22 protein-coding genes are annotated in these 23,443 nt (G+C 73.7%); 9 read left to right on the top strand and 13 right to left on the bottom strand.

Features of this window, described 5'->3' with window-relative positions; genetic code table 11:
- Positions 1-195: 195 nt before the first annotated feature.
- A complete protein-coding gene (locus IF19_RS0110070; protein WP_030118010.1) occupies positions 196-1,116 on the top strand; it encodes a Gfo/Idh/MocA family protein in 921 nt (306 codons plus the stop codon).
- Between the two features lie 133 nt (positions 1,117-1,249).
- On the opposite strand, the gene pdxR is transcribed toward IF19_RS0110070, so the two are convergent.
- Together pdxR and IF19_RS0110060 are read right to left on the bottom strand one after the other, a co-directional pair.
- Positions 1,250-2,686, bottom strand: a complete 1,437-nt coding sequence (gene pdxR / locus IF19_RS0110065) for a MocR-like pyridoxine biosynthesis transcription factor PdxR (RefSeq protein WP_030277326.1) — start codon at positions 2,684-2,686, stop codon at positions 1,250-1,252.
- A gap of 339 nt (positions 2,687-3,025) precedes the next feature.
- A complete protein-coding gene (locus tag IF19_RS0110060) occupies positions 3,026-3,385 on the bottom strand; it encodes an ArsC/Spx/MgsR family protein (protein ID WP_030118013.1) in 360 nt (119 codons plus the stop codon).
- Positions 3,386-3,504: 119 nt separating this feature from the next.
- Between IF19_RS0110060 and IF19_RS0110055 the strand changes: the two genes are divergently transcribed.
- From IF19_RS0110055 to IF19_RS0110035, 5 genes are all read left to right on the top strand, one after another.
- Entirely contained in the window at positions 3,505-3,810 is a 306-nt protein-coding gene (locus IF19_RS0110055) for a hypothetical protein (RefSeq protein ID WP_030118014.1), read from the top strand.
- A 153-nt stretch (positions 3,811-3,963) separates the two neighbouring features.
- Entirely contained in the window at positions 3,964-4,437 is a 474-nt protein-coding gene (locus IF19_RS0110050; RefSeq protein ID WP_030118015.1) for a hypothetical protein, read from the top strand.
- Positions 4,438-4,471: 34 nt separating this feature from the next.
- Entirely contained in the window at positions 4,472-5,365 is an 894-nt protein-coding gene (locus IF19_RS0110045) for a M55 family metallopeptidase (protein ID WP_030118016.1), read from the top strand.
- Positions 5,366-5,431: 66 nt separating this feature from the next.
- The gene (gene cpt / locus IF19_RS0110040) at positions 5,432-5,965 is read left to right on the top strand and encodes a chloramphenicol phosphotransferase CPT (RefSeq protein WP_030118017.1); all 534 of its coding nucleotides are present in this window, start codon (positions 5,432-5,434) and stop codon (positions 5,963-5,965) included.
- Positions 5,966-6,040: 75 nt separating this feature from the next.
- On the top strand, positions 6,041-6,607 hold the full coding sequence (locus IF19_RS0110035) for a GNAT family N-acetyltransferase (RefSeq protein WP_030118018.1): 567 nt from the start codon (positions 6,041-6,043) through the stop codon (positions 6,605-6,607).
- 144 nt (positions 6,608-6,751) lie between these two features.
- On the opposite strand, the gene glnA is transcribed toward IF19_RS0110035, so the two are convergent.
- Positions 6,752-8,161 (bottom strand): type I glutamate--ammonia ligase, encoded by a 1,410-nt coding sequence (gene glnA, locus IF19_RS0110030; RefSeq protein ID WP_030118019.1) that lies wholly within the window; start codon positions 8,159-8,161, stop codon positions 6,752-6,754.
- Positions 8,162-8,443: 282 nt separating this feature from the next.
- On the opposite strand from glnA, the gene IF19_RS0110025 reads away from it, so the two are divergent.
- Entirely contained in the window at positions 8,444-8,851 is a 408-nt protein-coding gene (locus IF19_RS0110025) for an RDD family protein (protein ID WP_030118020.1), read from the top strand.
- A 318-nt stretch (positions 8,852-9,169) separates the two neighbouring features.
- On the opposite strand, the gene IF19_RS0110020 is transcribed toward IF19_RS0110025, so the two are convergent.
- The 4 genes from IF19_RS0110020 to lipB form a co-directional block, all read right to left on the bottom strand.
- Complete coding sequence (locus tag IF19_RS0110020) at positions 9,170-9,877, bottom strand: DUF4191 domain-containing protein (protein ID WP_030118021.1); 708 nt, start codon at positions 9,875-9,877, stop codon at positions 9,170-9,172.
- A 30-nt stretch (positions 9,878-9,907) separates the two neighbouring features.
- Positions 9,908-10,108 carry an SCO2195 family GlnR-regulated protein gene (locus IF19_RS0110015; protein WP_030118022.1) on the bottom strand — a complete coding sequence of 67 codons (201 nt, stop codon included), beginning with the start codon at positions 10,106-10,108 and terminating at the stop codon, positions 9,908-9,910.
- A gap of 270 nt (positions 10,109-10,378) precedes the next feature.
- On the bottom strand, positions 10,379-11,368 hold the full coding sequence (gene lipA / locus IF19_RS0110010; protein WP_030118023.1) for a lipoyl synthase: 990 nt from the start codon (positions 11,366-11,368) through the stop codon (positions 10,379-10,381).
- Positions 11,369-11,672: 304 nt separating this feature from the next.
- Positions 11,673-12,536 carry a lipoyl(octanoyl) transferase LipB gene (lipB, locus tag IF19_RS0110005; RefSeq protein WP_030118024.1) on the bottom strand — a complete coding sequence of 288 codons (864 nt, stop codon included), beginning with the start codon at positions 12,534-12,536 and terminating at the stop codon, positions 11,673-11,675.
- Between the two features lie 300 nt (positions 12,537-12,836).
- Between lipB and IF19_RS0110000 the strand changes: the two genes are divergently transcribed.
- A complete protein-coding gene (locus IF19_RS0110000) occupies positions 12,837-14,438 on the top strand; it encodes an NsdA family TPR-like regulatory protein (RefSeq protein WP_030118025.1) in 1,602 nt (533 codons plus the stop codon).
- 236 nt (positions 14,439-14,674) lie between these two features.
- Here the strand turns inward: IF19_RS0110000 and IF19_RS0109995 are convergent, their stop codons facing one another.
- Positions 14,675-16,141 (bottom strand): FAD-dependent oxidoreductase, encoded by a 1,467-nt coding sequence (locus tag IF19_RS0109995; protein ID WP_030118026.1) that lies wholly within the window; start codon positions 16,139-16,141, stop codon positions 14,675-14,677.
- A gap of 182 nt (positions 16,142-16,323) precedes the next feature.
- Complete coding sequence (locus tag IF19_RS0109990; protein WP_030118027.1) at positions 16,324-17,226, bottom strand: TIGR01777 family oxidoreductase; 903 nt, start codon at positions 17,224-17,226, stop codon at positions 16,324-16,326.
- A 62-nt stretch (positions 17,227-17,288) separates the two neighbouring features.
- On the opposite strand from IF19_RS0109990, the gene IF19_RS0109985 reads away from it, so the two are divergent.
- A complete protein-coding gene (locus IF19_RS0109985) occupies positions 17,289-17,813 on the top strand; it encodes a GNAT family N-acetyltransferase (protein WP_030118028.1) in 525 nt (174 codons plus the stop codon).
- Between the two features lie 75 nt (positions 17,814-17,888).
- Here the strand turns inward: IF19_RS0109985 and IF19_RS0109980 are convergent, their stop codons facing one another.
- From IF19_RS0109980 to IF19_RS0109965, 4 genes are all read right to left on the bottom strand, one after another.
- On the bottom strand, positions 17,889-18,413 hold the full coding sequence (locus IF19_RS0109980; protein WP_030118029.1) for a DUF4240 domain-containing protein: 525 nt from the start codon (positions 18,411-18,413) through the stop codon (positions 17,889-17,891).
- Positions 18,414-18,475: 62 nt separating this feature from the next.
- Positions 18,476-19,459: a helix-turn-helix transcriptional regulator gene (locus IF19_RS0109975; protein WP_030118030.1), complete on the bottom strand. Its 984-nt coding sequence runs from the start codon at positions 19,457-19,459 to the stop codon at positions 18,476-18,478.
- 182 nt (positions 19,460-19,641) lie between these two features.
- On the bottom strand, positions 19,642-22,314 hold the full coding sequence (aceE, locus tag IF19_RS0109970; RefSeq protein ID WP_030118031.1) for a pyruvate dehydrogenase (acetyl-transferring), homodimeric type: 2,673 nt from the start codon (positions 22,312-22,314) through the stop codon (positions 19,642-19,644).
- A gap of 398 nt (positions 22,315-22,712) precedes the next feature.
- Positions 22,713-23,384, bottom strand: coding sequence for a GntR family transcriptional regulator (locus IF19_RS0109965; protein ID WP_050493779.1), 672 nt, complete (start codon positions 23,382-23,384; stop codon positions 22,713-22,715).
- Between the last annotated feature and the right edge of the window lie 59 nt (positions 23,385-23,443).

Raw genomic sequence — 23,443 nt, 5'->3', positions numbered from 1 at the left:
TACGCCTCCGAGCCGACGACTGACACGCCCCGCACCACGAGTGCGCTCCCGCGCCCGACGACTGACACGCCCCGCCCCGCACCACGAGTGCGCTCCCGCGCCCGACGGCTGACACGCCCCGCCCCGCCGTCGCGCCCCGCCCGTCCACCCCGGCCCCTCCGCACGCCCGCCCGTACCACCGGGCACACTGGCCCCATGGATTCAGCCGCCGGCACCACCGCCGCCCCTCTGCGTATCGGCCTCCTCGGCACCGGACCCTGGGCCCGCAACACCCAGGCCCCCGCGCTCGCCGCCCACCCCGGCGTCGAGCTGAGCGGGGTGTGGGGGCGCAGGTCCGAGGCCGCCGACGCCCTCGCCACCGCCCACGGCACCCGGGCGTACACCGGCGAGGAGGGCATCGACGCGCTGCTGGAGGCGAGCGACGCGGTGGCCTTCGCCCTGCCGCCGGACGTCCAGGCTCCGCTCGCGGTCCGGGCGGCGCGGGCGGGCCGCCACATCCTGATGGACAAGCCGGTCGCCACGACGGTCGAGGGCGCCCGCGCCGTCGCCGACGCGGTGGCGGAGGCCGGGGTGGCCTCGATCGTGTTCTGCACCCTCCGGTTCGCCCCGGAGACCGCGGCCTGGATCGCCGAACAGACGGCGGTGGGCGGCTGGTTCACGGCGCGCGCCCAGTGGCTCGGCTCGCTCTACGCCGAAGGTTCCACCAGCGAGTACGCCGACTCCCCGTGGCGGCGCGAGAAGGGCGGGCTCTGGGACGTGGGGCCGCACGCGCTCTCCGTGCTGATCCCGGTCCTGGGCGACGTCGAGCACCTGACCGCCGCCCCGGGCCCGGCCGACACCACCCACCTGATCCTGCGCCACAGCTCCGGCGCGTCCAGCACCGTCACCCTCGGGCTGAGCGCCCCGCGCGGCGCGGCCGGCGTGGAGATCGAGTTCCGGGGCGAGCACGGCACGGCGTCGGCCCCCGGCTGGGACGGCGCGGAGACCGCGTTCCGGGGCGCGGTGGACGCGCTGGCCGAGACGGTACGGACGGGGGTGCCGCACGCCTGTGACGCCCGCTTCGGCCGCCACCTCACGGAGCTGCTGGTGGCGGCGGAGACCCAGGCACGGGCGTAGCTGTCCGGGACGGCGGACGGAGCTTCGACCCCGTCCGTGGAGGCGGGCGGACCGGCCGGCGGCCACCGGCCGCGCAGGGCGTCCGCCACCACCGGGGCAGCGGCGCGCGGGGCGTGGAGACGTTCCGGGCGGCTCACCCCTGCGACAACGCGCGGCACAGCACGTCCAACGCCTCCGGATACCCGGCCTCGGGCGGCGTCGCGTACCCCACCACGAGCCCGTCACGGGCAGGGGCCTCCACGCCGCCGGTGCGGGCCGCCGACTCCGCGCCCGGGTGCAGATAGTCGCCCAGGCCCTCCACCGCCAGCCCCAGCCGGCCCGCCGCCCGGACCGTCGTACGCTCGGTCCCCGCCGGCAGCTCCACCACGGCGTGCAGCCCCGCCGCGATCCCGGTGACCCGGACGTGCGGGGCCCGCCGCTCCAGGGCCGCCACCAACTGGTCGCGGCGGCGGCGGTGGCGTTGCCGCATCCGCCGTACCTGCCGGTCGTACGCCCCCGACTCGACGAAGTCCGCGAGCGTCAACTGCTCGGTGGCGCTGGAGAACTGCTCACGGTCGCCCTTCGCCGCGACGACGGGCCCCACCAGCCGCCGGGGCAGCACCATCCACCCGATCCGCAGCGTGGGGGAGAGGCTCTTGCTCACCGACCCCAGCAGCACCACATGCTCGGGGTCGAGCCCCTGGACGGCCCCCACGGGCTGCCGGTCGTAACGGAACTCCCCGTCGTAGTCGTCCTCCACGACGAGGCCGCCGGTCGCCCGCGCCCAGTCCACGACGGCCGACCGCCGCGCCGCGTGGAGCGGGCCGCCGGTGGGGAACTGGTGGGCGGGCGTGAGCAGGACGGCCCGGTCGCGGTGGTTCAGCCCGTCGACCCGGGCGCCGTCCGCGTCCACGCCGAGCGGCCGGGTGCCGACGCCGTGGGAGGCGAGGAGGTCGCGGTGGAAGGGCAGCCCGTACTCCTCCGCCGCCCAGGGGCCGCCCACCACCTGCGCGAGGAGCCGCAGCCCGTGCGCGGCCCCCGAGCACAGCACGATGCGCTCCGGGCCTGCCCGCACCCCGCGCACCCGGGCCAGATAGCCGGCCAGGGCCCGCCGCAGCTCTGGCCGCCCCTGCGGATCGCCCGGCCCGAACGCGTCGTCGGGGGCGGCGGCCAGCGCCCGGCGCGCCGAGCCCAGCCAGGCGGTGCGCGGGAACACCGAGGGGTCCGGCCGTCCCTGGACGAGGTCGTGGACCGGGCGGGCGGCGTCCTCGCGGGCGGGCGGCCGGTGTACAGGGGCGGCCGGGGTGACCGGGGCGGCCCGTTCGGCGACCCGGGTCCCCGAGCCCTGGCGGGCGGCGAGCCACCCCTCCGCGACCAGCTCCGCGTAGGCGTCGGCGACGGTGTTGCGGGCCAGCCCCAGATCGGCGGCGAGCGAACGGTAGGGCGGCAGCCGGGTCCCCGGGGCGAGCCGCCCGCTGCGCACCGCGTCCCGCAGGGCGGCCATCAGGACGGCGCGGCGGTTGCCGGTGCCGGCGAGCTCCAACGGCAGATCGCTGCCCAGGACCTCGGCGGAATTGACCCATGAACCCATCGGAGAAGCACACCCCGTACCCAGTCGCCGTCGTCCTGGGATTCGTATCCCCGACGGCGGCGCAGATCAAGACGAACGACCGCACCGCAGCCGCGACCACCGCCACCGGGCACCCGGACACCACCGTCCGGCGCAAGCGGGCAGACCCGCGGACGGGCCGGGAGCGGCGTCCACCGGGTGACGGCCGGCAGCGGCTTTCGCCGAGTGGCGGGCCGGGGGCGGCGTCCGCCGAGTGACGGCCGGGACCAGTGTCCGCCGAGTGACGGCCGGGATCAGTGTCCGCCGGGGTCGCGGACCCGGGGGCGGTGTCCGCCGGGTGACGGACCCGGGCCCGCCGCTCTACCGCCCCAGCGCGTCCCGTACCGCTTCCTCGCTGCGGGCCACCACGGCGGTGCCGTCCTCGGCGGTGATGATCGGACGCTGGATCAGCTTCGGGTGCTCGGACAGCGCGGCGATCCACCGCTCCCGGGAACCGGCCTCCCGGGGCCACTCCCTCAGCCCCAGCTCCTTCGCCGCCGCCTCCTGCGTCCGCGTGATGTCCCACGGCTCCAGGCCGAGCCGGTCCAGCACCTTCCGGATCTCCTCCGGCGACGGCACGTCCTCCAGATAGCGGCGGACCGTGTAGTCGGCCCCCTCGGCGTCCAGCAGAGTCACCGCGCTGCGGCATTTGGAACAGGCGGGATTGATCCAGATCTCCATGGGGCCAAGGTTACGCGAGGGACTGCCGAAACCGCCTCTGAACAGGGGCGATTGTCAGTGGGAGGCAGTAAAATGGAGGCAGTTCGTGAGGGTTCCACCACGCTGCCAGGAGGATGCCGATGACCGGTGCCGCAGTCGCGACCGAGCCGCTCGACCGACAGCTCCCGATGCCCTTCCACCCGCCCCTGCCCACCCCGCTCCCGAAGAAGCGACTGCCCGCGGGCCGCCCCCGCGAGTGGTACGTCTCGCACAACCGCCGCCTCAAGGCCATGCGCCTGGCCATCGCCCTGCTCGACAGCGGGGTCTACCAGCCCTCCAGCGCCGGAAACCACCGGATACGGGTCACCGCCGAGCGCATGGGCATCCACCCGCCGTCCGACACCACCTGCCGCATGGTCCGCGCCCTGATCCGCTACGGCCGCTGACCGCACCGCTCACCGACCGGCCACCGGCCGACTCCCGACCGAACGCCGCCCCCGGACCGTCGAGTTGACGCGTCCGGGGGCGGCGGCGCGCTCCGGCCGCCGTAGGGCAGGATGGCCCTGACCGGACCAGGCGACAGGCGAAGGGGCACCACCATGGCTGCCGATCTGTGGACGTCGGTCGTTTCGCTCGCGGGGGTCGCCCTGGGCGGCGGCCTGACGGCGCTCGCCCAGCGCGCCACCCAGCGCTCGGTCGAACGCGTCGAGGAGCGCCGCCGGGCGGCGGCCACGACCGAGAGCCGCCGGGCCGAACAGATCGAGGTGCTCAAGGAGTTCGTCACCTGCGCCCAGGCCGCCGAACGCGCCGCTTACCGTCGCCCCGACCCCTGGGGCGACGACGAGGACGGCTGGATCACGCAGACGGGGCCCGTCATGACCGCGCTGTGGACCGCGTCCGGCAACGTCACGCTCCTGTGCGACGAGGCCCTGCGCGAGCCGGTGAGGACGTACGGCCACGCGTTGAACGCCGCCGTCTGGCGGGACATCGGGGACGTCGAGGTCAACGAGCACCTGGAGGAGGCCAAGACGGCGTTCATGAACGCGGCACGGGCGAGCCTCGCGGGCGCCTGACCGCCGAGGACGACGGGGGTAAAATCCCCGCCCCATGAAGGCACTCATCTCGGTCGACATGGAAGGCATCTCGGGGATCGTCCACTCCTCCGAGACGAACCCCGAGCGCTACGACTACCCACGCGGACGGGAGTTGATGACGGCCGAGGCGAACGCGGTGATCGCGGGCGTCCTCGACGCCGAGCCCACCGCCGAGGTGCTGGTCGCCGACGCGCACGGCACCTTCCGCAACCTGCTGCCGGAACGACTCGACCGCCGGGCCCGGCTGGTACGGGGCAAGCCGCGCGCCCTGAACATGCTGGCCGGACTCGACGGGGAGACCGACGCCGCGCTGTTCGTCGGCTACCACGTCCGCGCGGGCGAGGGCCCGGGCGTGCTGGCGCACACCATGAACGGCGAGATCCTCGACGTACGGGTGACCACCCGCGCACCGGGCGACGACGTACGGGGGACGGGCCGCGCAGTGGGCGAAGCCGTACGGGCGACCGTCCGATCCCTGGGCGAGATCGGACTCAACGCGGCCATGGCCGGCCACCACGGCGTACCGGTCGTCCTGCTCAGCGGCGACGACGCGGCCTGCGCCGAGGCGTCCGACCTGCTCCCGGGGACCGTCACCGTTCCGGTCAAGGAGGCCCTGGGCATGGCGGCCGCCGTGACCCTGCACCCGGAGGAGGCCCGGGACCGCCTGCGCCGGGCGGCGGCTGACGCGGTGACCCGGCGCACGGAGATCCCGCCCCTGACCCTCACCGGTCCGCTGGAGGTGGAGGTCGACCTGGCGAGCCCGCACACCATCGACCTGGCGGTCCTCGTCCCGGGCGTCACCCGCGCCCGGGGCGCCCGCACGGTCGCGTTCACCGCCCCCGACTACGGGACGGCGTACCGCCTGGTCCTGCTGCTCGCCCAACTCGCCACGATCAGGCCCGCGTAGGCCGCGCACGCCCAACGCCCGGGAAAACACCTCGAACACCGCGCGCCCAACCTCTACCGTGTCCGGGTGACGACCCAGGTGATCGTGGTGAACGGCGGCTCCAGCTCCGGCAAGTCCGGCATCGTCCGGTGCCTCCAGGCGGAGCTGCCCGAGCCCTGGCTCACCGCCGCGATCGACACGTTCGTCGACTCCCTGCCCGCGTCCCTGCGCACCACGGACGCGGGCATCGCGTTCGCCCCGGACGGCGGGGTGGCGATCGGCGAGGAGTTCCGCAGGCTGGAGGCCGCCTGGCGCGAGGGCGTCGCCGCGACGGCCCGGGCGGGCGCGAAGGTCATCGTCGACGACGTGTTCCTCGGCGGCCCGGCCTCCCAGGAACCGTGGCGGAAGGCGCTCGCCGGCCTGGACGTGCTGTGGGTGGGCGTCCGCTGCGACAGCGCGACCGCCGAAGCCCGCGAGATCGCGCGCGGCGACCGCCCCAGAGGCATGGCCGCGGCACAGGCCGAGGCGGTCCACCGCGGGGTGACGTACGACCTGGTGGTGGACACGACCCGCACGGAGGCGCTGGCCTGCGCGAGGACGATCGCCGCCCGGGTAGCCTGACCCGCCGACCCGACCTGCCCGTCACCACCACCCTGACCTGCCCCCCCACCACCTCCCTGACCCGGCTGGAGCGAGATGACCGACCTGTGGACCGGCGAACGCGTACGCCTGCGAGGCATCGAACCCCAGGACTGGGAGGGCTTCCGGGCCCTGGCCCTGCACACCGTGGACGCCCGCAACGCCGACGTGGTCGAACCCCCGCGCTCGGACGAGAGCTTCCGCGCCTGGGCGGCCGAACGCGCGGGCCGCACCCCGAACCCGGCCTCGTACCAACTGGTCATCGAGACCCGCTTCGAGCACTCCTTCGTCGGCGCGGTGTCGGTCGGCGAGACGGACGCCCGCGCCGGCCGCTTCCGCACGGGCATCGAGGTCACGCGTGAACACCGCCGCCAGGGCTACGCGGCCGAAGCCACCGAACTCGTCCTCACCTACATGTTCGCCGAACAGCGCAGCCACAAGTGCGAGGTCGAGGTCTACGCCTTCAACGACGCCTCCCTCGCCCTCTACCGCAAACTCGGCTTCGTCGAGGAGGGCCGCCTCCGCCAGCACGAGTACTTCGCCGGCACGTACCACGACGTGGTCCTGCTGGGCATCACGGCGGACGAGTACTGGGCGGGGAGGGCCCGTCCGTCGCTGCGGTGAGGCCGACTTCGGGCCGCCCGGACAAGTGAGCCAACGGGCCGACCGCGTGCCCGACGCGGGAGTCCGCCGTACGGCCGAGGGCCGCCGTCTCCCGGAGGAGGCGGCGGCCCTCGGCGCTTGCGGGCCCAGCGGCCCGCGGGTGTTCTAGAGGTCGAAGTAAAGCTCAAACTCGTGCGGGTGCGGGCGCAGCTGGATCGGGGCGATCTCGTTCGTGCGCTTGTAGTCGATCCAGGTCTCGATCAGGTCCGCCGTGAAGACGCCGCCCGCCTGGAGGTACTCGTTGTCCGCCTCCAGGGCGTCGAGCACGGCCGGGAGGGAGGTCGGGACCTGCTGGACGTTGGCGTGCTCCTCGGGAGCCAGCTCGTAGAGGTCCTTGTCGATCGGCTCTGCCGGCTCGATCTTGTTCTTCACGCCGTCCAGGCCCGCCATCAGCAGCGCGGAGAACGCGAGGTACGGGTTCGAGGACGGGTCCGGGGCGCGGAACTCGACGCGCTTGGCCTTCGGGTTCGAGCCGGTGATCGGGATGCGCATCGCGGCGGAACGATTCCGCTGCGAGTACACCATGTTGACCGGGGCCTCGAAACCGGGCACCAGACGGTGGTAGGAGTTCACCGTCGGGTTGGTGAAGGCCAGCAGCGACGGGGCGTGCTTCAGGATGCCGCCGATGTAGTAGCGGGCCATGTCCGAGAGGCCGGCGTAGCCCTGCTCGTCGTAGAAGAGCGGCGAGCCGCCCTGCCACAGCGACTGGTGCACGTGCATGCCCGAGCCGTTGTCGCCGAAGATCGGCTTCGGCATGAAGGTCGCGGTCTTGCCGTTGCGCCAGGCGACGTTCTTCACGATGTACTTGAAGAGCATCAGGTCGTCGGCCGCGGCGAGCAGCGTGTTGAACTTGTAGTTGATCTCGGCCTGGCCGGCGGTGCCGACCTCGTGGTGCTGGCGCTCGACCTGGAGGCCGTTGCGGTCCAGCTCCAGGGAGATCTCGGCACGCAGGTCGGCGAAGTGGTCCACCGGCGGGGCCGGGAAGTAGCCGCCCTTGTAGCGGACCTTGTAGCCGCGGTTGTTCTCGACCGCACCGGTGTTCCAGGCGCCGGCCTCGGAGTCAATGTGGTAGAAGCTCTCGTTCGCCGACGTCTGGAAGCGGACGTTGTCGAAGACGTAGAACTCGGCCTCCGGGCCGAAGTACGCGGTGTCCGCGATGCCGGTCGAGGCCAGGTACGCCTCGGCCTTCTTGGCGATGTTGCGCGGGTCACGGCTGTACTGCTCGCCCGTGATCGGGTCGTGGATGAAGAAGTTGATGTTGACGGTCTTGTCGCGGCGGAAGGGGTCCACCCGAGCCGTCGACAGGTCCGCGCGCAGCGCCATGTCCGACTCGTGGATGGCCTGGAAGCCGCGGATCGAGGAACCGTCGAAGGCCAGTTCCTCGGCCGGGTCGAACGTCGCTGCCGGGATGGTGAAGTGCTGCATCACCCCGGGAAGGTCGCAGAACCGGACATCGATGAACTTGACGTCGTTGTCCGCTACGTACTTCTGCACTTCGTCGGCGTTCTGGAACATCCAACTCCTCCTACTCCCGACCCGGGAGGGGCGGGGTTGTAGCTCGTTGTGCGGCCAGTGCGGGTGGCACACGCTGGTCCCGACCCTAGGCAGGCGTGATTTCCCGAGCGTGACCCATTTGTTTCGCCCAAGTTAACCGGGGTGATCGCGTGCGGCATCTCCGCGACTGTTTCCGATGCCCCACCAGGCGGGGGGCAAACACGGGCGCAGTACCGTGGACGGGTGGACAACAGGCAAGCAATCGGATCGTGGCTCTCGGGGCCCCGCGCGGCCGCCGAGGAGATGGGCGCCGACTTCGGCTACCGGGGCAAGGGGCTGGGGCTGCCCGAGGAGGGGCCCGGGGCCATCGCGCCGCTCGGCCGCCGCTTCGGAGCGCTCTTCATCGACTGGACGCTCTGCATGCTGATCGCATACGGACTGTTCGCACGCGGTGACCAGCAGGCGGCGGGGAACTGGGCGCTCGGCATCTTCCTCGTCATGAGCCTGCTCACCGTCGGCACCATCGGCTGCACCCCCGGCAAGCGGCTCCTGCGGATCCGGGTCGTCGCCGAGGACGGCGGACGGCTCGGCTTCGGGCGGGTCGCCGTACGGACCGTCCTGCTGGTCCTCGCCATCCCCGCGCTCGTCTGGGACCGCGACGGACGCGGCCTGCACGACCGGCTCGCCCGCGCGGTCCAGGTCCGGATGTGACCGTCCGGGTCCGGGCGTGACCGTCCGGGTCCGGGCGTGACCGTCCAGGCCCGGGTGTGACCGTTCGGGTCCATGTGTGACCGTCCGTCCACGTCCGGCTGTGGACTCGGCGTACGAGGGGCCCGCTCGTACGGCCCGCTCGTACGGCCCGGTCCGGTCCGGCTGGGCCCGGCCCGGCTGGACCGATCCCCGTTCTCCGTGCGCGGCCCGGCCCGGACGCGGTCTCCGCGCGGTGAGCGGTGGAGAGACGGCGAACGGGGCGGCCCGGGACCGATCATCGGTCCCGGGCCGCCCCGTCTCTCACGCCCGCGGGCGCGGTCAGCGCATCTTTCCGCCGCGCGGCATCCGCATGCCCTTGGGCATCGGGCCCTTCGGCAGCGGCATGTTGCTCATCAGGTCGCCCATCGCGCGCAGCCGGTCGTTGGTGGTGGTCACCTGCGGGCCGGTCAGGACGCGGGGGAGCTTCAGCATCTTGGTGCGGACCTTCTTCAGCGGCACCTGGCCCTCACCGTTGCCGACGATGATGTCGTGCACCGGCACGTCCACCACGATGCGGGCCATCTTCTTCTTCTCGGACGCCAGGAGGCCCTTCACCCGGTTCGGGTTGCCCTCGGCCACCAGGACGATGCCGGCCTTGCCGACCGCGCGGTGGACGACGTCCTGGCTGCGGTTCATCGCCACGGCCGGGGTGGTGGTCCAGCCGCGTCCGATCCGGTCCAGCACGGCGGCGGCCGCACCCGGCTGCCCCTCCATCTGTCCGAACGCCGCCCGCTCGGCCCTGCGGCCGAAGACGATCGCCATCGCGAGGACGGCCAGCACGAAGCCCAGGATGCCCAGATAGACCGGGTGCCCGATCGCGAAACCGATGCCGAGGAGGACACCGAAGGTGGCGATTCCGACACCCGCGATGACAAGACCGATCTTGCTGTCGGTCCGCCTGGTCATCTTGTAGGTCAGAGCGATCTGCTTGAGACGCCCCGCGTTCTCGGCGCTGTCCGCGCCTTCAGTTTTTGCCTTCCTCGCCATGTACTGAAGTTTACGTGGCGGGCGGGCGGCCTAGGAACGGTGGTCGGCCACCGCGTCGAGGACGTACTCGGCCTCCACCCGGTCCTTGGCGCGACGGCGGTCCTCCAGGACGGCCGTCCAGGCGTTGCGGCGGGCCGTGCGCTGGCCGCTGCTCAGCAGCAGCGACTCGACGGCGCGCAGGGCGGTGGTGAAGGACGGAAGGGCGTGGGCGCGGACCGGTGCGGCCTGCATCGTGGTGTTCCCCCTCGGAACGGATGCGTCTGTGGGACGCGGATGAGTGCGGGAAGCGGTGACCGGCGGCGGCCGCGGCGGTGCGGCCGTCCGTGTACCCAGGGTCACTGTTCGGTGTTACCAGTGCGTGACCGGGCGGTCAAACACCAATGAAGCCTTGATTCCGCCGCCGTGCACGCCGAAGCGGTCCGTACGCGTTCCCGACCTGCGGGAAGCGTCCGGACCGCCGCGGAAGCGCGGATGCCGCGCGAGGGCCGCCGGTGAGCGGATTCACACGGCCGGCGCGGCCTGGACGGCCCCGGCGGCGGTGCTCCCGGCCCCGGCGCGCGCGTCCATCGCCTGCTGGAACAGACGTCCCGCGCGGTACGAGGACCGCACCAGCGGGCCCGACATCACGCCGGAGTAGCCGATCGCGTCGGCCTCGTCCTTCAGCTCGACGAACTCCATCGGCTTCACCCAGCGCTCGACCGGGTGGTGCCGCACGGAGGGGCGCAGGTACTGCGTGATGGTGATGAGCTCGCACCCCGCGTCGTACAGGTCCTGGAGCGCCTCGCTCACCTCCTCGCGGGTCTCGCCCATGCCGAGGATCAGGTTGGACTTGGTCACCAGACCGGCCTCGCGGGCCCGCGTGATGACCTCCAGGGAGCGCTCGTAGCGGAAGCCGGGGCGGATGCGCTTGAAGATCCGCGGCACGGTCTCCACGTTGTGCGCGAGCACCTCGGGGCGCGAGGAGAAGACCTCGGCGAGCTGCTCGGGCTCCGCGTTGAAGTCGGGGATCAGCAGCTCGACCTTGGTCGCGCCGGCCTCCCGCTCCGCGGTGAGCGTGTGGATCTGGCGGACCGTTTCGGCGTACAGCCAGGCCCCGCCGTCCTCCAGGTCGTCGCGGGCGACGCCGGTGATGGTGGCGTAGTTCAGGTCCATCGTGACGACGGACTCGCCGACGCGGCGGGGCTCGTCGCGGTCGAGCGCCTGCGGCTTGCCCGTGTCGATCTGGCAGAAGTCGCAGCGCCGGGTGCACTGGTCGCCGCCGATGAGGAAGGTGGCCTCGCGGTCCTCCCAGCACTCGAAGATGTTGGGACAGCCCGCCTCCTGGCAGACCGTGTGCAGGCCCTCGCCCTTCACCAGCTGCTGGAGCTGCTTGTACTCGGGGCCCATCTTCGCCCGCGTTTTGATCCACTCGGGCTTGCGCTCGATGGGGGTCTGGCTGTTTCGGACCTCCAGGCGCAGCATCTTGCGCCCGTCGGGTGCGACAGCGGACACTCCGGCACTCCCCTTTGCTTTCTGCTGCGTTGGATCCGCGGGCTTCGCGTGGGATTCGCGAGGTACTCGCGCGGTATTCGCTTTCGATTCTTCGGCGGACACCAGGGTACGCCCCTACATCAGACGGTCCTACGTCTGGCCAACCTGCGGCCGACGGGGCCTATTCCCGGTCGGCGGGCGCCGACCGGAGCTACTGGCCGGTACGCACGGCTGCCCGTACGACCGGTACGCACAGCCGTCCGTGCGACCGGGTAGGCCCGGCTGCCCGTACCGTCGGCCCGCACGGACCGCCCGGCTTGTGCCGCTACGCCGGTGCGGGCGCCGCGGCCGTCTGCCGCCCGGCCGTCTCCCGTACCGGCTGCCCGGCGGGCGGTGCTTCCGCCGGGACGATCTCGCGCGGCGCGAGTTCCGCGTTCTCCAGGATGTTCCGCAGGTGCTTCTCGACCACCGGCAGCACCTCCTCGATCGTGATCTCCCGGCCGAGCTCGTTGGAGAGCGAGGTGACTCCCGCGTCCCGGATGCCGCACGGCACGATCCGGTCGAACCAGGTGTTGTCCGGGTTCACGTTCAGCGAGAAGCCGTGCATCGTGACGCCCTTGGCGACCCGGATGCCGATCGCGGCCAGCTTGCGGTCCTCGCGGCGCTGGCCGGCGTTGGACGGGGCGTACTCCGGGCCGTTCAGCCGCGCGTCGAACTCCTCGTCCTCGACCCGGGGGTCGAAGTCCAGCGACAGCCCGCCCAGCGCCTGCCGCTGCTCGACCGGGTCGCCGAGCACCCAGACGCCGCTGCGGCCCTCGATCCGGGTGGTCTCCACGCCGAACTCGGTGGCCGTGAGGATCAGCGCGTCCTCCAGCCGGCGCACGTGCGCGACGACGTCGACCGGACGCGGCAGCTTCTGGATCGGATAGCCGACGAGCTGGCCGGGGCCGTGCCAGGTGATCTTCCCGCCGCGGTCGACGTCGATCACCGGCGTACCGTCCAGCGGACGCTCGCTGTCGGCGGTGCGACGCCCCGCGGTGTAGACGGGCGGGTGCTCCAGGAGCAGACAGGTGTCCGGGATCCGGTCCTCGAACCGGTCCGCGTGCACCTCACGCTGCTTCTGCCAAGCCTCCGTGTACTCGACGGCCTGTTCGCCGAAGCCCAGACGGACGAACCGCAGCTCGCTCACCGATGCCTCCCTACGCGGGCTCCGTGTGCCCGGAGGGGTGTCCCCGGGATGACGGCGCCCTGCACTGATCGCGCCCGTATCCACTGTACGGCCGTCACCCGGACGGCTCCCCGGCAGGTGGAGAGGCCGCCCCGCCCCCTTCCACGTCTCGGGCGTTTCCGTCAGCTCTGCCCGGAATCCTCACACGATCGGATGAACGTGGAGCAAAGGGCGGCTGCGACCGCTCCGGAGGCCGCTACATTCGCGCCGTTCCCATGAGGGCTGCCCGGTCGGCCCCGAAGGCAGGAGACCGTACAGCTGATGTCGGAACGACCCCCGCAGCGCACGCCCAACCGTCGGCTCGCCTCGCTCATCGCCGAAGCCGGGTTCTCGCACGCCGGCCTGGCCCGCCGCGTCGACCAGCTCGGCCTCGAACACGGCCTGGACCTGCGGTACGACAAGACCTCCGTGACGCGCTGGCTCCGGGGCCAGCAGCCGCGCGGCACCACCCCCGCCCTGATCGCGGAGGTCTTCACCCGGCGGCTCGGGCGGCGGCTCACCGCCCAGGACCTCGGGCTGGACGCCTGCGCGCCCGTCTACGCGGGACTGGAGTTCGCGGCCACCCCCGCCGAGGCCGTCGACATCGTCAGCGGGCTATGGCGCAAGGACTCCGGCACCCACACCGAGCTGCGCAAGATCGCCTTCACCCCGGCCGGACTCGTCGTCCCCAGCCGCGACTGGCTCATCGGCCGGGCCGACGAATGGGTGGCCCGCGACGGCGGCGCCGCCCGCCGGGCCGCCGGGGGAGAGGCGCCGGCCGCCGCGCCGGGCCGCCCGGACGGCACGCAGCGCACCGAGGTCCGGGCCCTGCCGCGCCCGTCGGCGGGCCATCAGCGGCCGACGCCGTCCGGCCCGCCCGCCACCCACCCGAACGGCACGCACCCGCCCGCCGGGGCGCACCCCGGGAACGGGGCGCTGCCCGTGGTCCCGCGCCAGCGCCAGACGGACCGGGGCGCCGGGCAGCGGGTCGGCGCCGGGGACGTCGCGGCCCTCCGCTCGGTCGGCGAGCTCTTCCGCACCCTCGACCACGCCTACGGCGGCGGCCACGCCCGGCAGGCCCTCGTGCGCTACCTGGAGCACGAGGCCGAGCCGATGCTCCGGGGCACGTACGGCGAGACCACCGGGCGACGGCTGTTCGCCGCCGTCGCCGACCTGACCCGGCTGGCCGGCTGGACCTCGTACGACATCGCCGCGCACGGCCTCGCGCAGCGGTACTTCGTCCAGGCGCTACGGCTCGCCCAGGCCGCCGGCGACCGGGGCTACGGCGCCTACGTGCTGCTCACGATGAGCCGCCAGGCGATCTACCTCGGGCACGGCAGGGAGGCCGTCCAGCTCGCCCGGGTGGCCCAGCAGGGCATCGGCTCGTCCGCCCCGCCGCTCGTCCAGGCGCTCCTGCACGCGGTCGAGGCGCGCGGGCACGGGGTGCTCGGCGAGGCCCGTTCCTGCACCGCCGCCCTGAGCCGGGCCGAGCACGCCATGGAGACCGCGCGCCCCGGCGACGACACCCCGCCCTGGGCCCGCACCTTCGACGAGGCCCAGCTCGCGGACGAGCTGGGCCACTGCCACCGCGACCTCCAGCAGTACCGGGCCGCTGCCCAGCACGCCGAGCGGTCGCTCCAGCTCCGCGCCCCGGCGTACGCCCGGAGCAGGCTGTTCTGCCGGGTGGTGCTGGCCTCGGCGCGGCTCGGCCTCGGCGAGCTGGAGCAGGCGTGCCAGCTGGGCGCGGAGGCGGCCCAGCAGGCGGCGGAGATGCGCTCGGTGCGGGCCACGGAGTACGTACGCGCCTTCGAGCGCAGCCTGGAGCCGTACCGGGACGCGGTCGCCGTGCGCGGCTACCGCGACCGCGTCGCCGCCCTCGGCTGACCCGGGGCCGCCCGGCGGCTCCTGGAAGCCGCCGGGCGGCCCCGGGGCCACGTGCCCGCAGCCGGTCCATGCCCCACCGGGCGGCCCGGGCGGCCCAGGCGGCCCGCACGACCCCGTTGCTCGGTCCACGCCGTCTCCGGCGGCCCCGGGCCCGCGCGGCGGGCGGCCCCGGGCCCACGGCCACGCAGCCCGGTCTACGCCGCCTCCGGCCCGCCCGGGCGGGCCCGTAGCCCGGCCTACGCCGCCTCCGGCAGCCCCGGGCTCCCCTCGTGCGCGCCCGGGACGGCCAGGTCGGCGAGGATCGCCTCCGCGGCCCGTCGGCCCGAGTGCAGCGCCCCCCGCACCGAGCTGGTGTCGCGGTGGTCGCCGCACACGTACAGCCCGGCCAGCACCCGCACCGGGCGGCGCGGATCGTGCGGGGCCTCCATCGCGGGCACCGCCTCCGGGTCGTGGTGGGCCGCCAGCAGCTCCCAGCGCTCCGTCGGCACCCCGTACAGCGTGGCCAGATGCGCCCGCACCGAGCGGTCCAGATCGGCCGGCGGCGCCCCGAGCACCGTCGAGGTCACCAGCGTCCGGCCCGCCGGCGCCCTCGAAGGATCGACCTCGCTCATCACGGCGGTGTGGGCCACCGGGCCCGACCGGTCGCCGTCCAGCACCAGCGACCGGCCCGTGGGCGGCGGGGCCGGCGCGGTGTGGTGCAAAACCGTCACCGGGTGGAACGCCGGCACCCGCAGACCCGGCAGCAGCTCGGCCGCCGCCTCCGCCCCGGTGGCCAGCAGCAGCGAACGGCACCCCAGCTCGCCGTGCTCCTTGGTCCGTACGGAGGTGATGCCGACGGCCGTCACATGGACGCCCGTGCGCACCGTCCCCGGCGGCAGCGCGGCGGCCAGCAGCTCCGGCAGGGCGGACGAGCCCCCGGCCGGTACGCACAGCCCGCCGCGCGCGTAGTCCCGCAGCGCGAGATCGGCGTACCGGCTCGACGTGGTGAGCCCGGGATCGCTGAGCAGCGCCGTGAGCAGGGGGCGCAGAACGCCGTCCACCGTCCGGGCGGGCAGCCCGGTCCCGTGCAGCGCCTCGGCGGCCGTCCGCTCCGGGCGGGCCAGCAGCCGGGTCTCGTCGGTGGCCGCTAGCCGCGACAGCGCCGCGCCCAGCCGGGCCCGGTCGATCGCGCCGGTCACCGCGCCGCCCCGGCCGCCGCCGCGCGCCGGAGCGCCGGGCTCGCTCCCGTACGCGCTCGGTGTCGGCCAGGAGGTGCGGGACGCCCAGGCCGCCGGGGAGCCCCCGGCGGCCCGGGAGACCCGGGACATGCGGGAAACGCCCGGCGTGCGGGGGGCGCGATGGGGCCAGGGGGCGCTCGATAAGGTGCGCGCTGCCTTGAGTGCGCCCCTCGCGCTCCGTGGGTCGCCGGTGAGGTGGCGGCGGCCCTCCCCGTGCACCAGGACCCCGGGCGCGAACTCCCGCAGCTCCAGGGCGCCGAGCCACTGGGGGGCGGTCAGTTCGGGCCAGGCGCCGTTGAGCAACGGGCCGAGGCGGTCGAGCCGGAACCCGTCCACCGTGTCGGTGGCGAGTCGGCCGCCCACTCGGGGCTCGGCCTCCAGGACACTGACGCCGAGCCCCGCCCTGATCAGCAGGTGGGCCGCCGCCAGGCCGGCGATCCCGGCCCCGATGATGATCACGTCTGCGTGGTGTGCCGTGCTGCGCACGTGCCCCTCCCCGAGTCGGTGCGACTGGTGGAGGGTTATTCCCCCCAACAGGCCCCCGGAAAGCCGGAGTTCGCATCGAGGCTAGGAGGATGGCTGATACTGGGTCAGATGCGCGGCGGGGAGCACCGGGGCACGGGGTCGCACAGCCGCCCGCCACGCGGAGCGGCCGCACCCGGCCGGACTCATCGGTCCAGCGCGGCGCGGATCGCCTCGTCGATGCCGGGGAAGGCGAACGAGAACCCGGAGTCCAGCAGCTTCGCCGGGATCACCCGCTGGCTGCCCAGCACGTCCTCCGCGAACTCCCCGAGCGCCAGCCGCAGCGCGGGCGCCGGGGCCGGCAGCAGCGTCGGGCGGTGCAGCACCCGGCCCATCGCGGCGGTCACCTCGGCGTTGGTGACCGGCTTCGGCCCGGTCAGGTTCACCGGCCCGGTCAGCGACTCGGTGTCCAGGATGTGGCGCAGCGCCGCGACGTGGTCGTGCAGCGCGATGAAGCTCCAGTACTGCCGACCGTTGCCCAGCTTCCCGCCGAGCCCCGCCCGGAACAGCGGGAAGAGCCGTCCCCACGCCCCGCCCTCGCGGCCCACGACCAGACCGGTCCGGGCGTGCACGGTCCGTACGCCCGCCTCCTCGGCGGCGGCGGTGGCCGCCTCCCACTCCTCGCAGACCGAGGGGAGGAAGCCGTCGCCGGGCGGCGCGCTCTCGTCCACCGGGGAGCTGCCCGTGTCGCCGTAGAAGCCGATGGCGGATCCGGAGAGCAGCACCCGGGGCGGGGCGTCGAGCGAGGCGACGGCCTCGGCGACGGCGGCGGTCCCCAGGACCCGGCTGTCGCGGATCTCCCGCTTGTAGGCGTCGGTCCAGCGGTGGTCGCCCACCCCGGCCCCGGCCAGGTGGACCACGGCGTCGCAGCCGACGAGCCCGGCCGCGTCCACCTGACCGCGCTTGGGGTCCCACTCGACCTCGTCACCGGTTCTGGCGGGCCGCCGCACCAGGCGGGCCACCTCGTGCCCGTCGGCGCGCAGCGAGCGCACCAGCGCCGCTCCGATGAGTCCGGACGATCCGCTGACGGCGATACGGGAGCTCGGCATGGGCCCATTCTGCCCCGGATAAGGGCTCGAACACGGGGAACGCCGCGTGGCACAGTGCTGCCATGCCCGCACTCCCGCTGATCGCCGTCCGCCCCGCCGCGCCCGCCGACGAGGCCGAGCTCGCCGAGCTCGACCGGTCCACGTGGTCGACCCTGCACGCCGTCCTGCCCCGGCCGACGCCCCCGTACGGCCCCTTCTTCGAGGAGGGGCACCCGCCGGAGGACTTCCTCGTGGCGGAGGCGGCCGAGGCGGAGGGCGGGGCTCCGCGTGTCGCCGGGTACGTCCGGGTCGTCCCGCCCACGCCGCTCGCCTCCAACGCCCATGTGCGCCAGATACGCGGGCTCGCCGTGGCCGGCTGGGCGCGCGGGGCCGGGGTCGGGCGCCTCCTGGTGCGCGCCGCCTGCGACGAGGCCCGCCGCCGGGGCGCCAACCGGATCACCCTGCGGGTCCTCGCCCACAACGAACCCGCCCGCGCGCTGTACGCCTCCGAGGGCTTCGCCGTCGAAGGGGTCCTTCCCGGGGAGTTCTTCCTGAACGGCCGGTACGTGGACGACGTCTGCATGGGCCGCTCGCTCGACCCGGCCTGACGGGCGCCCCGCGCGGAGGCTTCGTACGGAGTCCCCTCACGGAGCCCGCTCACGGAGGCCCCGCCCGGGGCCTTGCTACCGGGCGGGCCCGAAGCGGTCCCAAAGCTCGGGGAAGCGGGTGGCGAGCGCGTCCTCGTCCTCGAAGTCGACCGGGGTGCCCAGCGGCTCGGCGGGCTGCGGCGGAAGCCCCAGATCGGGCGCGACCACACCCGTGAGCTGCTCGTACGCCTCGTCGGCCGCGTACCCCAGCTCCTCGCCGTCCCCGTCGTACTCCTCGTCGAACTCCTCCAGCAGCTCCGCCAGACCGTCCGGATCGTGCAGCGCCCCCTCGAAGACCTCCCGCCCCTGGCCGATCAGCCAGCAGCGGAACCAGTCGAACGCGTCGTCGCTCGCCCCGCCCAGCAGCACCGCCGCCGCGCCCCAGAGGTCCCAGGCGTACGCGCGGTTGTAGCGGGCCTCGAAATGCCGGGCGAAGTCCAGCACGGAATCGGGATCGAGCCGGGTCAGCCGTTCGACCAGCAGGTCGGCATGGTCCTCGGGGTCGCCGTCGGCGGCCTCGCGGGTGCTGTCGATGATCTCCCAGAATTCCGTTTCGTCCATCACGGGTACAGCATCCAGCCTGCCGGGGGCCGCCGCACGCGCAGCCGCCGAATTGAAGCCTTTCAGCGATACAGCTCGCGCAGGCGTTCGGCCGCCGCCGCGAACCGGGCCCGCAGCGCGTCGGGCGCCAGGACCTCCAACTCGGGGCCGAGCGCGAGGAGCTGGCTGTAGGCGACGTCCGGTGACTCCACGGGCAGTGTGAGGGTCCGCCACCCGTCCCGGTCCGGTGCGGACGCCTCCGCGAGGGCCGCAGCGGCCGCCGCGCGGTCGCCGGTGTACGCGAGCATCCGCGCCCCGCGCTCGGACACCCGTACGGTCACCTCCGTACGCAGCAGGGACCGGGCGAAGGCGGTGGCGCGCTCCGCCCAGAAGCCGGGCAGGTCGAAGTCCTCGTCCCGCTCGAAGCGCCCGTCGGCCGCCTCCACGGCGGTGAAGCGGTCGATCCGGTAGACCCGGAAGTCCTCGCCCGCCCGGGCGCAGAGGTACCAGATCCCCGCTTTGAGGACGAGCCCGTACGGCGCGAGCTCCCGCGCCACCTCCGTACCGGCGTGGTCGCGGCCCCCGCCCCGGCGGTAGCGGACCCGCAGGAGCCGGTCGTCCCAGACCGCGTCGGCGATCGGGGGCAGCAGGTCGGGGGTCTCCGGCTCGTGGTACCAGGAGGGCGCGTCCAGGTGGAAGCGGCGGGCGGCGGAGGACGAGGCGTCGCGCAGGGAGGGCATGAGCGCCGCCGACACCTTGAGGCGGGCCGCCGACGCGGCGTCCTCCAGCCCCATCTCGCGCAGGGCGGCGGGCAGTCCGGAGAGGAACAGCGCCTCCGCCTCGTCGCGGGCGAGGCCGGTCAGCCGGGTGCGGTAGCCGCCGACGAGCCGGTAACCGCCGGCCCGGCCGCGCTCCGCGTACACCGGGACGCCCGCGTCGGAGAGGGCCTGCGCGTCACGGGTGACCGTACGCTCCGACACCTCCAGCTCCGCCGCCAGCTCGGCGGCGGTCATCGCGGGGCGGGACTGCAGGAGCAGCACCATCTTGATCAGCCGGGCAGCGCGCATGCCCCCATTGTCACGGCGGCGCGCACGGGCCGGGGGCACGGCGGCGCGCACGCGTTCGTGGTCACGGCACCGGTCGCGAGTCACGGCGCCGGTAACGGAGGGACCCCCGGCCGCCGTGCGGGCGCGCTGTCGGACGCGTCCGCCCGGTGACCGGGGGTCCCTTCGTGCTGCGGGGGTGGGGCTCAGAGGCCGTACCGCTCCCGGGCCTCCTTGACCGCCGAGGCCGGGACCTCGCCGCGCTTGGCGAGCTGGGCCAGCGAGGCCACGACGATCGACGGGGCGTCGACGCCGAAGTGGCGGCGGGCCGCGTCACGGGTGTCGGAGAGGCCGAACCCGTCCGTGCCGAGCGAGGACCAGTCCTGCTCCACCCACTGGCTGATCTGGTCCGGGACCTGGCGCATCCAGTCGCTGACCGCGAGCACCGGGCCCGGGGCGCCGGAGAGCGCCTGCGTCACGTACGGGACCTGGACCTCACCGCGGAGCAGCGCCTCGTCGGCCGCCAGCGCGTCGCGGCGCAGCTCGCCCCACGAGGTGGCGGACCAGACGTCGGCCGTGACCCCCCAGTCGGCGGCCAGCAGCTCCTGGGCCTCCAGGGCCCAGTGGATGGCCGTGCCGGAGGCCAGCAGCTGGAGGCGCGGCGCGTCCGCCGTGGCGGGCGTGCCCTCCTTGAAGCGGTACAGGCCCTTGACGATGCCCTCCTCGACGCCCTCGGGCATCGCGGGCTGCGGCTTCGGCTCGTTGTAGACCGTCAGGTAGTAGAAGACGTCCTCGGCGTCAGGACCGTACATCCGGCGCAGGCCGTCCTTGACGATCACCGCGACCTCGTACGCGAACGCTGGGTCGTAGTTGAGCGAGGCCGGGTTGGTGGCCGCGATCAGGTGCGAGTGGCCGTCCGCGTGCTGGAGGCCCTCGCCCGTCAGGGTCGTGCGGCCCGCCGTGGCGCCGACGATGAAGCCCTTGCCGAGCTGGTCGGCGAGCTGCCACATCTGGTCGCCGGTCCGCTGCCAGCCGAACATCGAGTAGAAGATGTAGAACGGGATCATCGTCTCGCCGTGCGTCGCATACGACGTGGCGGCGGCGATGAAGTCGGCCATGGCCCCGGCCTCGGTGATCCCCTCGTTGAGGATCTGGCCGTCCTTGGCCTCCTTGTAGTACATCAGCTGGTCGCGGTCGACCGGGTCGTACGTCTGACCCAGCGGCGAGTAGATGCCGGCCGACGGGAACAGCGACTCCATACCGAAGGTACGGGCCTCGTCCGGGACGATCGGCACCCAGCGCTTGCCGGTCTCCTTGTCCCGCATCAGGTCCTTCACCAGGCGGACGAACGCCATGGTGGTGGCCATCTCCTGCTTGCCGGACCCCTTGTACAGGGCCTTGAACGCGCGCTCCTCGGGCTGTGGCAGCGGCGCCGACGCGTGCAGCCGGCGGGCCGGGGCGGGGCCGCCGAGCGCGGCGCGGCGCTCCTGGAGGTAGCGGACCTCGGCGGAGTCGGCGCCCGGGTGGCCGTAGGGGACCAGGCCGTCCTGGAAGGCGCTGTCGGGGATCGGGAGGCCGAGCAGCTCGCGCATGCCCTTGAACTCGTCGACCGACAGCTTCTTCATCTGGTGGTTGGCGTTCTTGGACTCGAAGCCCTTGCCGAGCGTGTAGCCCTTGACCGTCTGGGCCAGGATCACGGTCGGCGCGCCCTTGTGCTCGACGGCCGCCTTGTACGCCGCGTAGACCTTGCGGGCCTCGTGGCCGCCGCGCGAGGTGTAGAAACACTCGGCGATCTTCGCGTCGGTGAGCAGTTTCGCCAGCTCGACGAGGGCGGGCTCGGCGCCGAAGAAGTGCTCGCGGATGTAGGCGACGTCGCGGGTGGCGTACGTCTGGAACTGCGCGTCCGGGACCTCGCGCAGGCGGCGCAGCAGCGCACCCTGGGTGTCCAGCTGGAACAGCTCGTCCCAGGCGTTGCCCCAGAGCGTCTTGACGACGTTCCAGCCGGCCCCGCGGAACTGCGCCTCCAGCTCTTGGACCACGCGGAAGTTGGCGCGGACCGGGCCGTCGAGGCGCTGCAGGTTGCAGTTGATGACGAAGGTCAGGTTGTCGAGCTGCTCACGGGAGGCCAGCGCGAGGGCCGCGGTCGACTCGGGCTCGTCCATCTCGCCGTCGCCGAGGAAGGCCCAGACGTGCGAGCCGGCCGTGTCCTTGATGGTGCGGTTGGCCAGATAGCGGTTGAAGCGCGCCTGGTAGATCGCCGAGAGCGGGCCGAGGCCCATCGACACCGTGGGGAACTCCCACAGCCAGGGCAGCCGCCGCGGGTGCGGGTAGGAGGGCAGACCGTCGCCGCCCGCCTCCTGGCGGAAGTTGTCGAGCTGCCGCTCGTTCAGCCGGCCGTCGAGGAAGGCGCGGGCGTAGATGCCGGGGGAGGCGTGGCCCTGGATGTAGAGCTGGTCGCCGGACCCGTCCCCCTCCTTGCCGCGGAAGAAGTGGTTGAAGCCGGTCTCGTAGAGCCAGGCCGCCGAGGCGAAGGTGGCGATGTGGCCGCCTACCCCGTACCGGGCGCCCCGGGTGACCATCGCGGCCGCGTTCCAGCGGTTCCACGCGGTGATCCGCGACTCCATCTCCAGGTCGCCGTCGAACGCGGGCTCGGCGGCGGTCGGGATGGTGTTGACGTAGTCGGTCTCCAGCAGCTTGGGCAGCGCGAGACCGGCGCCCTCGGCGTGCTGCAGCGACCGGCGCATCAGGTACGCGGCCCGGTGCGGGCCGGCGGCCTTGGTGACGGCGTCCAGGGAGGCCGCCCACTCGGCGGTCTCCTCGGGGTCACGGTCCGGGAGCTGGTCGAGCTCGCTCGGAAGCTTTCCTACGGGGTCGGTCATGATCGCCGCCTTCCGGAGAGGAGGGGGGTGGAGAAGGCCCTGGCTGGCAGGACAGGGCGATGGGGCCGGTGGGCCCGCGATGTGAACTGTAAGGCGCTGATCGATGATCGATCAAAGGATGAACGGCAAAACTTCTCGATATGAAGAAAAGTGGCATGGGGTGCCTCGAAAGGGGGCACGGAGTGACGCGAAATAGCGCGCAAAAGGGGCGCTGACCTGCACAGAAGAGCGGGCCTCGCGGCAGATGACGGGGCGGCCGTGCGCGCCTCCGAGAGGGCGGGCGGCGCGTCTCCGCGAGGGGGGCGGGGCCGTGCTTATCCGCGACGGGCGGGCAGTGCGCCTCCGCGAGGGGCGGGCCGTGCTTCTCCGAACTGGCGGGCCCGAGGGCGGGGCGAGGGCTACTCGGCGGGGGGAGCGGCCTCGGCGTGTTCGATGTGGTCGGCGTGCTCGGGGGCCGGGGCGCAGCCCAGCACGTGCGCCTTCACCAGGGCGCCGATCCTCGGGTCCCCGGCGCGGAACGCGTCGATGAGCGCCTGGTGCTCCTCCGCGTACGACTTCTGCACCGTGCCCAGCCAGCGGATCGACAGGGCCGTGAACACCTCGATGCCCAGCCCCTCCCAGGTGTGCAGCAGCACCGCGTTCCCGGCGGCCCGCACGAGCTCCCGGTGGAAGCCGACCGTGTGCCGCACCTGCGCCTCGCCGTCGGCCAGCCGGTCCGCCTCGTACAGCGCGGCCACGTGCGGTTCCAGTGCCGAGCAGTCCCGGCCGAGCACCGGGGCCGCCAGCTCGGCCGCGATCTGCTCCAGGCCCGCCCGGACCGGGTAGCTCTCCTCCAGGTCGGCGGCGGTGAGGTTGCGGACCCGGACGCCCTTGTTGGGGGCCGACTCGATCAGCCGCAGCGTCTCCAGCTCGCGCAGCGCCTCGCGCACGGGCGTCTGGCTGACCTCCAGCTCGGTGGCGATGCGGCGCTCCACGATCCGCTCGCCCGGCTTCCAGCGCCCGCTGACGATCCCCTCCACGATGTGCTCGCGGATCTGTTCGCGCAGCGAGTGGACGACGGGCGGGGTCATGGAGGGCTCCTTCAGGGCAGACCGGTGCTGCCTACATCATCACGGCGGCGGGTCGGCCT

Origin of the sequence: Streptomyces californicus, assembly GCF_000717645.1 — a bacterium.
Classification (GTDB): Bacteria; Actinomycetota; Actinomycetes; order Streptomycetales; family Streptomycetaceae; genus Streptomyces; species Streptomyces californicus.
The sequence above is the reverse complement of the archived record's forward strand: the minus strand, read 5'-3'. Positions and strand labels throughout refer to the sequence as shown.

Coding starts and splice junctions, on each gene's coding strand:
- IF19_RS0109990 (WP_030118027.1), bottom strand. CDS start 17,226: ATGCCGAGCTCCCGTATCGCCGTCAGCGGATCGTCCGGACTCATCGGA.
- IF19_RS0110070 (WP_030118010.1), top strand. CDS start 196: ATGGATTCAGCCGCCGGCACCACCGCCGCCCCTCTGCGTATCGGCCTC.
- IF19_RS0110050 (WP_030118015.1), top strand. CDS start 3,964: ATGGCTGCCGATCTGTGGACGTCGGTCGTTTCGCTCGCGGGGGTCGCC.
- IF19_RS0109965 (WP_050493779.1), bottom strand. CDS start 23,384: ATGACCCCGCCCGTCGTCCACTCGCTGCGCGAACAGATCCGCGAGCAC.
- IF19_RS0110045 (WP_030118016.1), top strand. CDS start 4,472: ATGAAGGCACTCATCTCGGTCGACATGGAAGGCATCTCGGGGATCGTC.
- IF19_RS0110055 (WP_030118014.1), top strand. CDS start 3,505: ATGACCGGTGCCGCAGTCGCGACCGAGCCGCTCGACCGACAGCTCCCG.
- IF19_RS0110000 (WP_030118025.1), top strand. CDS start 12,837: ATGTCGGAACGACCCCCGCAGCGCACGCCCAACCGTCGGCTCGCCTCG.
- IF19_RS0109985 (WP_030118028.1), top strand. CDS start 17,289: ATGCCCGCACTCCCGCTGATCGCCGTCCGCCCCGCCGCGCCCGCCGAC.
- IF19_RS0109975 (WP_030118030.1), bottom strand. CDS start 19,459: ATGCGCGCTGCCCGGCTGATCAAGATGGTGCTGCTCCTGCAGTCCCGC.
- glnA (WP_030118019.1), bottom strand. CDS start 8,161: ATGTTCCAGAACGCCGACGAAGTGCAGAAGTACGTAGCGGACAACGAC.
- IF19_RS0110015 (WP_030118022.1), bottom strand. CDS start 10,108: ATGCAGGCCGCACCGGTCCGCGCCCACGCCCTTCCGTCCTTCACCACC.
- IF19_RS0110060 (WP_030118013.1), bottom strand. CDS start 3,385: ATGGAGATCTGGATCAATCCCGCCTGTTCCAAATGCCGCAGCGCGGTG.
- IF19_RS0109980 (WP_030118029.1), bottom strand. CDS start 18,413: ATGGACGAAACGGAATTCTGGGAGATCATCGACAGCACCCGCGAGGCC.
- pdxR (WP_030277326.1), bottom strand. CDS start 2,686: ATGGGTTCATGGGTCAATTCCGCCGAGGTCCTGGGCAGCGATCTGCCG.
- IF19_RS0110035 (WP_030118018.1), top strand. CDS start 6,041: ATGACCGACCTGTGGACCGGCGAACGCGTACGCCTGCGAGGCATCGAA.
- IF19_RS0110025 (WP_030118020.1), top strand. CDS start 8,444: ATGGGCGCCGACTTCGGCTACCGGGGCAAGGGGCTGGGGCTGCCCGAG.
- IF19_RS0110020 (WP_030118021.1), bottom strand. CDS start 9,877: ATGGCGAGGAAGGCAAAAACTGAAGGCGCGGACAGCGCCGAGAACGCG.
- aceE (WP_030118031.1), bottom strand. CDS start 22,314: ATGACCGACCCCGTAGGAAAGCTTCCGAGCGAGCTCGACCAGCTCCCG.